Annotated in this window: 12 protein-coding genes and 1 riboswitch; all 12 genes read left to right on the top strand. The window is 61.8% G+C overall.

Going from position 1 to position 13590, the window contains the following annotated elements; translation table 11 throughout:
* Positions 1 to 17 precede the first annotated feature (17 nt).
* Positions 18 to 1823, top strand: coding sequence for a nitrite/sulfite reductase (locus ACZ5VE_RS05410; RefSeq protein ID WP_464457005.1), 1806 nt, complete (start codon positions 18 to 20; stop codon positions 1821 to 1823).
* Between the two features lie 109 nt (positions 1824 to 1932).
* Positions 1933 to 2310, top strand: a complete 378-nt coding sequence (locus tag ACZ5VE_RS05405) for a DUF934 domain-containing protein (protein ID WP_464457004.1) — start codon at positions 1933 to 1935, stop codon at positions 2308 to 2310.
* 195 nt (positions 2311 to 2505) lie between these two features.
* Complete coding sequence (locus tag ACZ5VE_RS05400) at positions 2506 to 3261, top strand: phosphoadenylyl-sulfate reductase (RefSeq protein WP_464457003.1); 756 nt, start codon at positions 2506 to 2508, stop codon at positions 3259 to 3261.
* Between the two features lie 230 nt (positions 3262 to 3491).
* The gene (gene cysD / locus ACZ5VE_RS05395; RefSeq protein WP_464457002.1) at positions 3492 to 4421 is read left to right on the top strand and encodes a sulfate adenylyltransferase subunit CysD; all 930 of its coding nucleotides are present in this window, start codon (positions 3492 to 3494) and stop codon (positions 4419 to 4421) included.
* Positions 4422 to 4435: 14 nt separating this feature from the next.
* Entirely contained in the window at positions 4436 to 5704 is a 1269-nt protein-coding gene (locus tag ACZ5VE_RS05390; RefSeq protein ID WP_464457001.1) for a sulfate adenylyltransferase subunit 1, read from the top strand.
* A gap of 224 nt (positions 5705 to 5928) precedes the next feature.
* On the top strand, positions 5929 to 6258 hold the full coding sequence (gene fdxA / locus ACZ5VE_RS05385) for a ferredoxin FdxA (protein WP_464457000.1): 330 nt from the start codon (positions 5929 to 5931) through the stop codon (positions 6256 to 6258).
* Positions 6259 to 6316: 58 nt separating this feature from the next.
* The gene (locus tag ACZ5VE_RS05380) at positions 6317 to 7351 is read left to right on the top strand and encodes an NAD(P)/FAD-dependent oxidoreductase (RefSeq protein ID WP_464456999.1); all 1035 of its coding nucleotides are present in this window, start codon (positions 6317 to 6319) and stop codon (positions 7349 to 7351) included.
* A 226-nt stretch (positions 7352 to 7577) separates the two neighbouring features.
* A riboswitch (TPP riboswitch) is annotated at positions 7578 to 7680 on the top strand.
* A 78-nt stretch (positions 7681 to 7758) separates the two neighbouring features.
* Positions 7759 to 8601, top strand: a complete 843-nt coding sequence (thiM, locus tag ACZ5VE_RS05375; RefSeq protein ID WP_464456998.1) for a hydroxyethylthiazole kinase — start codon at positions 7759 to 7761, stop codon at positions 8599 to 8601.
* 16 nt (positions 8602 to 8617) lie between these two features.
* Positions 8618 to 9271, top strand: a complete 654-nt coding sequence (gene thiE, locus ACZ5VE_RS05370) for a thiamine phosphate synthase (RefSeq protein ID WP_464456997.1) — start codon at positions 8618 to 8620, stop codon at positions 9269 to 9271.
* Positions 9272 to 9273: 2 nt separating this feature from the next.
* Positions 9274 to 10116 carry a bifunctional hydroxymethylpyrimidine kinase/phosphomethylpyrimidine kinase gene (gene thiD / locus ACZ5VE_RS05365; protein ID WP_464456996.1) on the top strand — a complete coding sequence of 281 codons (843 nt, stop codon included), beginning with the start codon at positions 9274 to 9276 and terminating at the stop codon, positions 10114 to 10116.
* A 13-nt stretch (positions 10117 to 10129) separates the two neighbouring features.
* Positions 10130 to 11407, top strand: coding sequence for a purine-cytosine permease family protein (locus ACZ5VE_RS05360; RefSeq protein ID WP_464456995.1), 1278 nt, complete (start codon positions 10130 to 10132; stop codon positions 11405 to 11407).
* Entirely contained in the window at positions 11404 to 13590 is a 2187-nt protein-coding gene (locus ACZ5VE_RS05355) for a TonB-dependent siderophore receptor (RefSeq protein ID WP_464456994.1), read from the top strand. Before ACZ5VE_RS05360 ends, ACZ5VE_RS05355 begins: the two co-directional genes overlap by 4 nt.

The raw sequence follows: 13590 nt of genomic DNA, 5'->3' as shown, positions 1-13590 counted from the left end.
TGACCTGTCGTTACACCATGTACCAATACACCGAATTTGACAAACAGTTCGTGCGCGCCCGCGCTGCGCAACACCGCGACCAACTGGAGCGCTTTGAGGCGGGCCAACTCTCGGGCGATGAATTCAAGCCCCTGCGCCTGCAAAACGGCTGGTACGTGCAGCGCTACGCGCCCATGCTGCGCGTGGCCGTGCCGTATGGCGAAATCTCGGCCCCTCAGCTGCAGGTGCTGGCCCAAATCGCCCGCGACTACGACACACCCGACGCCGCCCTGCTGGCCGAAGCCCAGGCCACACAAGACAAAATTGCTGGCTTGGCCCCCAAGCTGACCACCAACTACGGCCACTTCACCACGCGTCAGAACGTGCAGTTCAACTGGATTCCCCTGTCCAAATCGGCCGACGTGATGGACCTCTTGGCCACCGTCAACCTGCATGGCATCCAGACCAGCGGCAACTGCATCCGCAACACCACCACCGACGAGCTGGCCGGTGTGGCCGTGGACGAAGTGGTCGACCCCCGGCCGTACGCCGAGCTGATCCGCCAGTGGAGCACGCTGCACCCCGAGTTCGCCTTTTTGCCACGCAAATTCAAAATCGCCATCACCGGCGCTGCGGAAGACCGCGCTGCCATTGGCTGGCACGACGTGGGCCTGCAGATGGTCAAGAACGCCGCTGGCGAAGTCGGCTTCAAAGTGCTGGTGGGTGGCGGCATGGGCCGCACGCCCGTGGTGGGCACCGTGATCCGCGAGTTCCTGCCCTGGAACCAGATCATGAATTACCTCGAAGCCGTGATCCGCGTGTACAACCGCTGGGGCCGCCGCGACAACCTGTACAAGGCCCGCATCAAAATTTTGGTGAAGGCCGAAGGCCAGCGCTACTTTGACGAAGTCGAATCCGAATACCAGGACATTCTGGTCAAGGACGGTGGCCTGCACACCATCCCGCAAGCCGAGTTCGACCGCGTGGCCGCCTGCTTTGCCGCGCCTGCACTGAACCTGCCCGCAGCCACTGCCGAATGGGCAGCCAAAGCAGAAGCCGATGTCAGCATCGAAGCCGCCAAGACACCCGCCTTTGCCCGCTGGATGACGCAAAACGTCAAGCCCCACCAAAACCCGGCCCTGCGCGCCGTGACGCTGTCGTTCAAGCGCGTCGGCCAGTCGCCTGGTGATGCCACCGCCGACCAACTCGATGCCGCTGCGGCCCTGGTCGCCAAATATTCCGCAGGCGAGGCCCGCGTGACCCACACGCAAAACCTGGTGCTGCCCTGGGTGCGCCTGGACCAGCTGCACGCGCTGTGGCTCGAAGCCAAGGCTTTGGGTTTGGCCCAGCCCAACATCGGCCTCTTGACCGACATGATCGCCTGCCCCGGCGGCGACTATTGCGCCCTGGCCAATGCCCGTTCGCTGCCTTTGGCGGCCGCCATCACCGAGCGTTACCAGGACCTGGACGAGCTGGATGACCTGGGTCACATCGACTTCCACATCAGCGGTTGCATCAACTCCTGCGGTCACCACCACTCGGGTCACATCGGCATTCTGGGCGTCGACAAGGACGGCAAGGAGTGGTACCAGGTCACGCTGGGCGGCTCGGACGGCAAAGACCTGTCAGGCCCCACCGTGGCCGGCAAGGTGGTTGGCCCTTCGTTCTCGTCATTTGAAGTGCCTGATGTGATCGAAGCGATCCTCAACACCTACAAAGACCTGCGCACCAGCCAAGGCGGCAAGGCCGAAGCCTTTGTGCAAACCCTGAGTCGCGTGGGCCAGGACCCGTTCAAGGCGGCGGCCAATGCGGCACGCCACCCGGCCGAGGAAAAAACTGCCTGAATATCCCTGTAGGAGCGAGCCCCTGCTCGCGAATGTTCGCCCCGGCCAGAGCATGCATTCGGCCGCAGGGGCAGCCTCCCACAGAACACCACCCAACACAGCAGCACTCATGAAAATCATCACTGCCCAAGAACACCAAGCCCTGGAATCGCCAGCGGTCATCACGCTGGCCAACGACGTGGACCCACGCACGCTCGACCTGAGCGGCGTGACCCGCATCGACTTGCAGTTCCCCAAATTCACCGACGGCCGTGCGTACAGCCAGGCCTTTTTGCTGCGCCGCCGCCTGGGCTTTGCGGGCGAGTTGCGCGCCACAGGCGACGTGCTGATCGACCAGCTGGTGCAGATGCAGCGCACCGGCTTTGACGTGGCCGTGCTGCGCGAAGGCGTGGACGCCTCGGCAGCCCAGCGCCAGTTCGACCGATTTTCGGGCTTTTACCAAGGCTCCGCCGTTGGCACACAACCCCCATTCGCCAAAGCCGCCTGAAAGAAACCCCGTAGGAGCTTGCCTGCAAGCGATGACTCGCAGACCACCATCTAAATCGCCAGCAGGCTGGCTCCTACAAAAACCAACACCGACTCATCAGCGGCAAAACCCATACCTGTAGGAGCTTGCCTGCAAGCGATGAACGCAGACCACCATCGGCATCGCCAGTCGGCTGGCTCTTACAAAGACATGACCATGACCTCTTCCTTGATTTCTTCTCGCGGTGCGCCAGCCAAGGCCACGGAACAAAACGCCAAGGCCAGCCCAGACTTTGTCGCCAAGCTGGCCGAGACGCAGGCCCTGCTGCGCCGCGCAGCCGCCGAGTTCACCCCCGTGACCCAGGCCTCCAGTCTGGGCGCCGAAGACGTGGTGATCACCCACCTCATCAACAGCCTGCAACTGGACATCCCGGTTTTTGTGCTGGAAACCGGCGCACTGCACACCGAGACCCTGGCCCTGCTGGAGCGCACCCAGGCCCATTCGCGTGCGCCCATCAACGTCTTCCGTCCGGTGCACGAATCGGTCATCCAGTTCGTGCGCGACAAAGGCCAGGACGCGATCTACAAGTCCATCGAACTGCGCAAAGAATGCTGCGGCGTGCGCAAGATGGAACCACTGGCCCTTGCCCTGAAAGGCAAGCGCGCCTGGATCACCGGTCTGCGCCAGGAGCAATCCACCGCGCGCGCCGAGGTGCCGCTGCTCGATACCAGCGAAGAATCCACGAAAGGTTTGGCCAAGTTCAACCCGCTGGCCCGCTGGACCTGGGGTGATGTGTGGCACTACATCGCCACGAACAAGGTGGACTACAACCCGCTGCACGACCAGTTTTTCCCGAGCATCGGCTGCGCGCCCTGCACCCGCGCCATCAGCCTGGGCGAAGAGTTCCGCGCCGGGCGCTGGTGGTGGGAAGACGAGGCGGCCAAGGAATGCGGACTGCACGTCAAGAAATGAACAAACTGCCCATCAACATCGCCAGCAGGGCTGGCTCCTACAAAAAACAGCAGACACATTCCCTGTAGGAGCTTGCCTGCAAGCGGTTGCCCCCAAACAGACGACCCCACTGACTCAAGCCCAAAGAATTGACTTTGTAGGAGCTTGCCTGCAAGCGATGACCCCGTCACCCACAGACAAGCGAATCGCCAGCAGGCTGGCTCCTACAAAAACAGAACCGAGAAACGCTCATGAACGCCATCACACAAACCGAGTTGCACACCCTGAGCAACAGCCACCTGGACGCGCTGGAAGAAGAAACCATCTTCATCCTGCGCGAAGTCGCCGCCGCCTTCGAGCGCCCCACCTTGCTGTTTTCGGGCGGCAAGGACTCGCTGGTCATGCTCAAGTGCGCCGAAAAAGCTTTCGGCGCGGGTCGCATTCCCTACCCGCTGCTCATGATCGACACCGGTCACAACTTCCAGGAAGTGACTGACTTCCGTGACTCACGCGCCAAAGAGTTGGGTGCCGAGCTGATCGTGCGCAACGTCGAAGACTCGATGAAACGCGGCACCGTGCGTCTGGCCCACCCGGGCGAGAGCCGCAACGTGCACCAGTCGGTCACGCTGCTCGAAGCGATTGAAGAGTTCCGTTTTGACGCCCTGATCGGCGGTGCGCGACGTGACGAAGAAAAGGCCCGAGCCAAAGAGCGCATCTTCAGCCACCGCGACAGCTTTGGCCAGTGGCAACCCAAGGCCCAGCGCCCCGAGCTGTGGACGCTGTTCAACACCCGCCTGCAGCCGGGCGAGCACTTCCGCGTGTTCCCGATCAGCAACTGGACCGAGCTGGATGTGTGGCAGTACATCGCCCGCGAAAAGATCGCCCTGCCCTCGATCTACTACACCCACAAACGCGAGGTGGTGGACCGCCGCGGCCTCTTGGTGCCGGTGACCGAGCTGACACCGCCCAAAGATGGCGAAGAAGTGGTGGTGCGTGACGTGCGTTTTCGCACCGTGGGCGACATCACCTGCACCTGCCCGGTGGAGAGCACAGCCGCCACGCCCGAGCAGATCGTGATCGAGACCCTGGCCGCCGACGTGAGCGAACGCGGCGCGACCCGCATGGACGACAAGACCTCCGAGGCTTCGATGGAGAAGCGCAAAAAAGACGGCTATTTCTGATCAGGGAGAAAAACATGCACAACGACAAACAATTTTCAGCCCTTAAATTCATCACCTGCGGCTCGGTCGACGACGGCAAGAGCACGCTGATCGGCCGCCTGCTGGTGGACACCAAGGCGGTGCTGCAAGACCACCTGGCCGGTGTGCAACGCTCGGGTGAAACCGATCTGGCTCTACTGACCGATGGCTTGAGCGCCGAGCGCGAGCAAGGCATCACCATCGACGTGGCCTACCGCTACTTCAACACCGAAGCGCGCAAGTTCATCATTGGCGATGCACCCGGCCACGAGCAGTACACCCGCAACATGGTGACGGCGGCATCGAGCGCCGACGCCGCTGTGGTGTTGGTCGATGCCATCAAGCTTGACTGGGCCAACCCCGATCTGCAACTGCTGCCGCAAACCCGCCGCCACTCGCTGCTGGTGAATTTGCTGCGCGTGCCCTCCATCGTGTTCGCCATCAACAAGCTCGATGCTGTGGCCGACGCCACTGTGGCGTACCAGAACATCGCGGGTGCCCTGGACAAATTCGCCAAAGAAGCGGGCATCACCGTCGCGGCCATGGTGCCCGTGTCGGCGCTCAAGGGCTGGAACGTGGTCGATTCGCAGCCTGACTGGTGTGGCTACACCGGCCCGAGCCTGCTCAGCATCCTCGAAGACCTGCCCGTGACACCTGCCGAGACCGATGTGGCCTTCAGCTTCCCGGTGCAGTGGGTCGAGAAGTTCCACGACTCCGGCGTGACCACCCAGGGCCGCCGTGTGTTCTGGGGCCGCGTGGCCACGGGCAGCATCGAGCCTGGCCAAACCATCAAGGTCTTCCCCAGCGGTCAGACCGCCGTGGTCTCGCAAGTGCTGTCGGCCACCCGCCAGCCGCAAAACAAGGCCGCCGGCCACAGCGCGGGCATCGTGCTGGACCGCGAAGTGGACGTGTCGCGTGGCGACTGGCTGCTCGCGGCCGTTGGGGCCCCCGAAGGCCAGCGCCAGCTGAGCACCACCATCGCCTGGATGGACGACGAGCCCCTGGTCGCAGGCCGTCTGTATTGGGCGCTGCACGGCCACCGCTGGGTCAAGGTCAAAGTGCAGCGCGTGGTGCACCGCCTGGACGTGAACACCCTGGCCGAAGAAGAAGCGACCGAGCTGGCCCCCAATGCCATTGGCCATGTCACGCTGGCCCTGCAAGAGCCTCTGGTCACCCTGCCCTTTGCCCAGTCGCGCATTCTGGGTGCCCTAGTGCTGGTGGACACCGCCAGCCACAAGACCTCAGGCGCCGTGCTGGTCAATTGAAAGCGGCCCTGATGGTCTCCAGGGCAAGCGCCTACAGGGCTGCTTTTTGTAGGAGCCAGCCCTGCTGGCGATTTGGCCTTCGTGGCCCTCAAACCATCGCTTGCAGGGCAAGCTCCTACAAAGCGCCAAGCATTGCGGGGACTCTCACAGGCCCTCAGCGATCTCCTTTAAAATTCACAGTTCCGCGCCCATTTGACAGCGCTGCTCCATTTTCCGAGTCCATCATGACCCACGTTGTTTCCGAATCCTGTATCCAGTGCAAATACACCGACTGTGTGGACGTTTGCCCAGTGGACTGCTTCCGCGAAGGCCCCAACTTCCTGACCATCGACCCCGATGAGTGCATCGACTGTGCCGTGTGCATCCCCGAGTGCCCCGTGAACGCCATCTACGCCGAAGAAGACCTGCCCGCTGACCAGCAGCACATGACCAAGATCAATGCCGAGTTGGCCTTGTTGCCCGGCTGGAAGAGCATCACCAAGCGCAAAGCGCCCATGGCCGATGCCGACAGCTGGAAAGACAAAACCGGCAAACTGGCCGAACTGATCCGCTGATCGCATCGCGCATGACCCCTCTGGCCGGAATTTCCGGCCTTTTTTCTGGACACCCCGCATGACCCACCCCATCGATACCGAAGCGCTGGTCATTGGTGCAGGCCCCGTGGGCCTGTTTCAGGTGTTCCAGCTCGGACTGCAAGGCATCCACTGCCACGCCATCGACGCCCTGCCCCATGTGGGCGGCCAGTGCGCCGAGCTGTATGCGGGCAAGCCGATTTACGACATCCCAGGCATCCCGTTTTGCACCGGGCAAGAACTGGTCGAACGCCTGCAGCAGCAAATAGCGCCCTTCAAGCCCTCATTGCATCTGAGCCAACAGGTCAGCCACATCGAGCGCATGGCCGACCAGCGCCTGCAAGTCACCACGGGTTCGGGCCAGATTTTTCTCACCAAGACCCTCTTCATTGCCGCAGGCGTGGGCGCTTTTGTGCCGCGCCGCATGGTGCTCGATGGCCTGGAAGCCTTTGACGGCACCCAGGTGTTTGCCGAACACCCCGCCGCCGAACGCTGGGCAGGCCAGCACCTGGTGGTGGCAGGAGACGGCGATGCCGCCTTGCAAACCTGTCTGGACGCCATCGAAGGCCCACAAGCGGCCGCCAGCGTGAGCTTGCTGCACCGCCGTGACCAGTTCAGCGCGGCACCGGATTTGATCGCGCACATGCGCCAGGCCTGCACCGAAGGCCGCATGCGTTTTGTGGCGGGCCAGCCCACCGGTCTGCGCACTGCAGGCGATCGACTGCAAGCGTTGGAACTGCTCAACCCGCAAGGCGAAACTGAGTGGCTGAATCTGGACGTACTGCAAACCTGCCTGGGCCTGTCGCCCAAACTCGGCCCCGTGGCGCAATGGGGTCTGGCCATGGAGCGCAAGCAGCTGGTGGTCAACACCGAAAACTTTGGCACGTCCGAGCCGGGCATTTTTGCCGTTGGTGACATCAACACCTACCCCGGCAAAAAGAAGCTGATCCTGTGCGGCTTCCACGAAGCCACGCTGGCCGCGTTTGGGGCGGTCGCCCTGCTGCGCCCGGCCGAAAAGACCCTGCTGCAGTACACCACCACCTCCACTTTGCTGCACCAACGCTTGGGAGTGTGACCCCGGACAGGGTTCAGCTGTTTTTTGTAGGAGCCAGCCCTGCTGGCGATGGGGCGCGTGTGGTCTGCGGATGATCGCTTGCAGGGCAAGCTCCTACAGGTGGCCATGGTGGCCCAAAAGCTTTTCGCTTGCAGGGCAAGCTCCTACAGGGGTGAAGCGTCTGGTCACATACCTACACGCACGCCGCCTGCGGTAGAATCCGCCCGCCACACCGCTGAAGCAGCGTGGCATTCGCTAGGGGTGTTGAGGGCCGTGAGGTCTTCGACTGAGAAAGTCCCTTTGAACCTGATTGAGGTAATCCTCGCGCAGGGAAGCTCGTTCAAAAGAACGTCGCACCACGAGCACATCGCCTCGGGCGTGCCACGTTCCCGGCCAGCCGACCTGCCATTACGTTAAAGGAAAACGTCATGGCATTTTTTTCGCCCGACATCACCGCCCACGACCTGTGGACCGACATTGAGGCTGTTCGTACACAGTCGCCCCTGGTGCACAGCATCACCAACCTGGTGGTCATGAACCTAAACGCCAATGTATTGCTGGCCGCAGGCGCATCGCCCGTCATGGCCCATGCCCATGAAGAAGTCAAAGCCATGGTGGGCATTGCGCAGTCACTTGTGCTGAACATCGGCACGCTCGACCCGTATGGGGTGGACAGCATGAAAATCGCCCTGGCTGCAGCGCACCTGCGCGGCATCCCGACCGTGCTGGACCCTGTGGGTGCTGGTGCCACGCCCTACCGCAACCAGACCCTGAACGAATTGCTGGACGTGGCCAGCCCCAGCGTGATCCGTGGCAACGGCTCTGAAATCATGAGCACCGCCAACGCGGCCATTCAGACGCGCGGTGTGGACAGCAGCGCCAACGCCAACGATGCTTTGGGCGCAGCCCGCACATTGACCGCCCGCACCCTTGGCACCGTGTGCGTGAGCGGCGAAACCGACCACATCGTGGATGCCCAACAGCGCTGGGCACGCCTGTCCAACGGCCATGTCTGGATGACCAAAATCACTGGCGTGGGCTGCTCGTCGACTGCACTGATCGGCGCCTTTTGTGCCGTGCAAGCCGATGCCTGGCGCGCCACCACCGCAGCAATGGCCTTGATGAGCATCGCGGGCGAAGTGGCCGCAGAAAAAGCCCAGGCCTGCGGCCAAGGCGTGGGCAGCATGGCCGTCTTGCTGCTGGACGAATTGCAGCTGCTGGACGAGGCCACTTTCAAGGCCCGCCTGAGGCTGCAAACCGCTTCGCTCTAAACCAACGCTCGCCATCATGAAAAACTGGAAGAGCGAAAGTTTTCGCCTCTATCTGGTCACCGACAACGCCCTGTCCAAGGGCCGCACCCTGACCGATGTGGTCAAGGCGGCCGTTGCAGGTGGTGTGACCTGTGTGCAACTGCGCGAAAAGAACCTGTCTTCGCGGGATTTTCTGGCCCAGGCCTTGGCCATCCAGGCCGTGCTGTCCACCACCCGGGTGCCCTTGGTCATCAACGACCGCATCGACATCGCTCTGGCCTGTGGTGCAGATGGCGTGCACCTGGGCCAAAGTGACTTGCCGGTGGTGCAAGCCAGGCGGCTCTTGCCTGCAAATGTGTTCATTGGCTGGTCGGTCGAAACCCTGACCGATGTCGCACGCGCCCACAGCTTGCCGGTGGACTATTTGGGCGTGAGCCCCGTGTTCTCGACCCCCACCAAAACCGACACCCAAACCCCCTGGGGGCTTGACGGTTTGCGTCAGGTCAGACAAGCCACCACCTTGCCGCTGGTGGCCATTGGCGGCATCCACACGGGCAATGCCCAGGAGGTGTTGCAAGCCGGTGCAGATGGGCTCGCCGTGGTCAGCGCCATTTGTTCAGCCGACGATCCACGCCAGGCCGCCGCCCAGCTGCAGGCCTTGAGCCAAGCCCATTTTAAGGAGAGCAATTGACCATGCGCACCCCAAGCTTCACCCACGAATACCCTAGCGTCTTGTCGATTGCTGGATCGGACAGCGGCGGCGGCGCAGGCATCCAGGCCGACCTGAAAACTTTTGCGGCTCTGGGCTGCTACGGCATGACCGCCATCACCGCCTTGACGGCTCAAAACACCAAGGGCGTTCGGTCCATTCAAGGCACGCCACCCGCCATGCTGCTCGACCAGATTGACGCGGTGGTCGAAGACATCGGCGTTCATGCCGTCAAGATCGGGATGCTGCACTCTGTAGACATCGTGCAAGCCGTGACGCAGGCCATCGACAAACACCACCTGAGCCGCATCGTGCTCGATCCGGTCATGGTGGCCACCAGCGGTGCCGTGCTCATCAGCCATGACGCTGTGGCCGAGCTGGCCAGCCAACTGTTTGGCAAAGCTGCCCTGATCACGCCCAACCTGGACGAAGCCGCCTTGCTGGTCGGCCACCCGCTGCACAACGAAAGCGACATTGAAGCTGCCGCCCGGCAACTGCTGAACCAAGGCGCACAAGCTGTCTTGCTCAAAGGCGGGCACCTGGCCGGGGATGTGGTGAGCGACCTGTTCGTGGCCCGCCATGGCGAATCCTTCTGGATGCGCGCGCCCCGCATTGCCAGCCCCAACACCCATGGCACAGGCTGCACCCTGTCATCGGCCATTGCGGCCCACCTGGCCCTGGGCGATTCGTTGCCAGACGCCGTGCGCGCTGCACACACCTTTGTCCGTACCGCCCTGGCCGCAGGCGCCAGCGTCCGCACAGGCGCAGGCAGCGGCCCGCTGAACCACGGGGCAGCCCCGCGCCCCATGCAACTGTTACCCCTCTGAATTGAGAAACCCCATGTCCCTCCAAACCCCTTCCAATGAAGCGCTGAAGCCGGTTGCGGCCGCCGAACGCGTTTTCACGGGCGTATCGCACGCCTCCCTCTGGTTCAGCCTGGGCGTGGGCCTGCTGGTCATGCAGGTCGGCGCTTACCTGGTGCCCGCCATGGGCACGCAAGACGCCCTGCTGGCCATCGTGCTCGGCTCCTTGCTGGGTTCGGGCTTGCTCGCCTGGGTCGCCAAAATCGGTTGCGACAGCGGCCTGTCCAGCGCGGGCCTGATCCACCAAGTTTATGGTCCGTCATTCGCCCGACTGCCCGTGCTACTCAACATCGTGCAGCTCATCGGCTGGACCACGTTCGAGCTGGTGGTCATGCGTGACGGCACCCACGCCATCACCCAAAAAGCCTTTGGCCTTGATCTCCCGCCACTGTGGACCACTTTGCTGTGGGGCGGCGTGCTGACCTTGCTGATGACCGGCTCCATGCTCACCCTCGTTCGCCGTTTTCTCAGCCGCGTGGGATTGCCGCTGGTTATCTTGTCACTGCTCTGGCTGAGCTGGCATTTTGTGGGCCTGGCACAACAACAAGGCTGGGCGGCCTTTATGGCACGCCCCGGTGACGGCTCGATGGGCATGCTGCCCGCCATTGATCTGGTCATGGCCATGCCCGTATCCTGGCTGCCCCTGGTGGCGGACTATGCACGGCATGGCCGCAGCGGTGTCGGCACTTTGCGCGGCACCTGGATCGGTTATGCCCTGGCCAATGTCTGGTGCTATGGCCTCGGTGTACTGGTCGCCAGCGTGTCTGAGCCCGGCACTGATCTGGTGACGGCCTTGCTGCTGGCGCAAGGCGGCTTGCTTGCCTTGAGTTTGATCTTGCTAGACGAACTCGACAACGCCTATGGTGATGTGTACTCCGGCGCGGTATCGTCGCGCAGCCTGCAACCCACCTGGTCTTTGCGCCGCTGGGGCGTCTCCATCGCGGCTTTGTGCACGGTATTGGCCCTTGTCTTGCCCATGCACAGCCTGGAGCCTTTCCTGCTGATGCTGAGTTCGATTTTTGTGCCACTGTATGGCGTCATCCTCGCGCGCCTGGGCACCGAATCGCCCCCAACAGTCCCGACCTCCAAAAGCGTGAATATGCTGGCCGCTGCCATCTGGCTTGTCGGCATTGCGGTGTTTCACACCTGCGCCAACTGGGCCCCCCAATGGGGTTCGGCCATTCCGAGCCTGATCATCACCTTCGCGTTGGCTTTGGCCACGCGTCCTTCCAACCCAGAATCTGCCCCCCAATGAACACGTTCAACACTTTGCGCGCCTCCCACATCGCCAGTGCGATGGCCCTGCTGGTACTGGGCAACGCCCACGCGCAAAACACCACAGAAATCATCATCACCGATACCGCGCCTTCACAGGTCAGCGGCTTTGGCGATGTGCCGCTGAGCAAAGCGCCCTTCAGCGCCGTCACCATCGACCAGCAAACCCTGCAAGACATCGGCGCACAGCGTGTCTCAGACGCCCTGCGACTCGATGCCAGCGTGGCCGACAGCTACAACTCACCCGCGTATTGGGACATGCTGAGCGTGCGCGGCTACACCCTGGACAACCGCTACAACTACCGCCGCGAGGGCCTGCCGATTTCCGCCGAAACCATGATCCCCATGGACAACAAGGAGCGCATTGAGCTGTTCAAAGGCACCAGCGGCATCCAGGCGGGCACCAGCGCCCCTGGCGGCTTGGTCAACTACGTGGTCAAGCGCCCGCCATCGGCCAAGGACGAAACCATCCGCTCGGTCAGTGCCAGCTATGGCCCCGGCAAAAGCAGCAGCACCGGTTTGGACTTGGGCGGCCGCTTTGGCCAGGACCAGGCCTTGGGCTACCGATTCAATGTGGCTTATGAAGACCTGGACCCGTACATCAAAAACACCGAAGGTCACCGCAAACTGTTTGCCTTGGCCATGGACTGGCGCATCAGCCCCGACAGCAAACTGGAATGGGAAATCGAACGCAGTGAACGCCAGCAATTTGGCGTGAACGGCTACAGCCTGCTGGGCGACACCCTGCCCGCCCCCGTGGACGGCACCCGCAACCTCACCCGCCAAGCTTGGTCGGTGCCCGGCGTGTTCCAAGGCACGACCGGGTCGATTCGATTCAAGCAGAACCTGGAAGGCGGCTGGCTGTGGACCACGCAATATGGGGGACAGCGGTTGAAGACGGATGACAACTTGACATACGGTTTCGGCTACAACTGTTTTGCAACCTTGGGGGGCCCTGTCAGCTTATGCGACCGCTATCGCGCAGATGGCGTATTCGAAATAGACGATTACCGAAGCAACAACGAAAGACGCAAAGTCGATGCGCTTAAAACAGAAGTTACAGGGCAAACCACATTTGCCAACACTCAACACAACATCAGCATTGGGCTGTTGCGCTACAAACAACTCGACCAACTTCCATCCATGCAGGCTTGGAATACCGCCGGTTGGGCCAACATGTCTGGCGACTCGAGCAGTCAAGCTCAACCCACTCCTTTGTCACCCAACACCAACAAGTCTGAGTACAACACCGAACTTAGCCTGCGTGATCGTATTCAGCTAAGTCCTGAAACATCGGTATGGATTGGTGCTCGACGTACTCAATACGTTCGCAGCAGTGAGCGCAATGCTTCATGCGACCCCATAACCTATGAATGCGTTGAGGCTCCACACACTGGTCTCAATAAAAGTGAAGGCAGCATTACCACACCATGGATAGGCGCACAACAGCAAATCAATGACCATCAACTTTACGCATCCTATGGCGAAGGGGTTGAACTGTCAGCCGTACCCAATACTCCACTGTTCACAAATGCAGGCCAATTGCTGGCCGTGGCCAAAAGTCGTCAAATTGAAGTCGGACTGCGCAGCCCGACTCCAGCGCATGGAGTTGCGTGGAGCGCAACTGCATTTGCAATTACCAAACCGCTTGCATACGACATCTGGGATAACACCTCGTACACGTTCACACGCTATCAAGACGGGCAACAGCAGCACAGAGGTGTGGACTTGAACGCATCCTGGCGCAATACGTCGTGGCTTGTTCAAGGCCAAGCCCAAATCGTTAAAGCCCGCATCTCCGATGTCGAGCAGCATCCTGAAATTGGCAACCGCCCACTCAACGTACCCAAATACACCCTGCGTGCCCTGGCCCAATACCGCTTCACCGACATCCCCGGACTGCGCACAAGCCTGCGTCTGAGCCACGAAGGACCGCGACGCGTGACCGAAGACGGCAGCATCAACTTGCCCGGCTGGACCACGCTCGACTTTGCAACGCACTACGACACACGGATCGATGGCACCCGCATGCAATGGACGCTGGCCATCGACAACCTGGCAGACCACCAGTATTGGCGTGAATCGCCCAAACAGTTCGGTCACTATTATTTGTATCCCGGCGCACCGCGAACCGTTCGCGCGGGTGTCAAAGCCAGCTTCTGA

It is taken from the genome of Limnohabitans sp. INBF003 (genome assembly GCF_055396645.1).
This window is presented reverse-complemented; position numbering and strand designations above follow the sequence as displayed.

Bases quoted from the DNA above. Each gene is read 5' to 3' on its own strand.
- ACZ5VE_RS05410 (WP_464457005.1), top strand. From the start codon at position 18: ATGTACCAATACACCGAATTTGACAAACAGTTCGTGCGCGCCCGCGCT.
- thiE (WP_464456997.1), top strand. From the start codon at position 8,618: ATGAAAAACTGGAAGAGCGAAAGTTTTCGCCTCTATCTGGTCACCGAC.
- thiD (WP_464456996.1), top strand. From the start codon at position 9,274: ATGCGCACCCCAAGCTTCACCCACGAATACCCTAGCGTCTTGTCGATT.
- ACZ5VE_RS05355 (WP_464456994.1), top strand. From the start codon at position 11,404: ATGAACACGTTCAACACTTTGCGCGCCTCCCACATCGCCAGTGCGATG.
- ACZ5VE_RS05380 (WP_464456999.1), top strand. From the start codon at position 6,317: ATGACCCACCCCATCGATACCGAAGCGCTGGTCATTGGTGCAGGCCCC.
- thiM (WP_464456998.1), top strand. From the start codon at position 7,759: ATGGCATTTTTTTCGCCCGACATCACCGCCCACGACCTGTGGACCGAC.
- ACZ5VE_RS05360 (WP_464456995.1), top strand. From the start codon at position 10,130: ATGTCCCTCCAAACCCCTTCCAATGAAGCGCTGAAGCCGGTTGCGGCC.
- fdxA (WP_464457000.1), top strand. From the start codon at position 5,929: ATGACCCACGTTGTTTCCGAATCCTGTATCCAGTGCAAATACACCGAC.
- ACZ5VE_RS05400 (WP_464457003.1), top strand. From the start codon at position 2,506: ATGACCTCTTCCTTGATTTCTTCTCGCGGTGCGCCAGCCAAGGCCACG.
- ACZ5VE_RS05405 (WP_464457004.1), top strand. From the start codon at position 1,933: ATGAAAATCATCACTGCCCAAGAACACCAAGCCCTGGAATCGCCAGCG.
- ACZ5VE_RS05390 (WP_464457001.1), top strand. From the start codon at position 4,436: ATGCACAACGACAAACAATTTTCAGCCCTTAAATTCATCACCTGCGGC.
- cysD (WP_464457002.1), top strand. From the start codon at position 3,492: ATGAACGCCATCACACAAACCGAGTTGCACACCCTGAGCAACAGCCAC.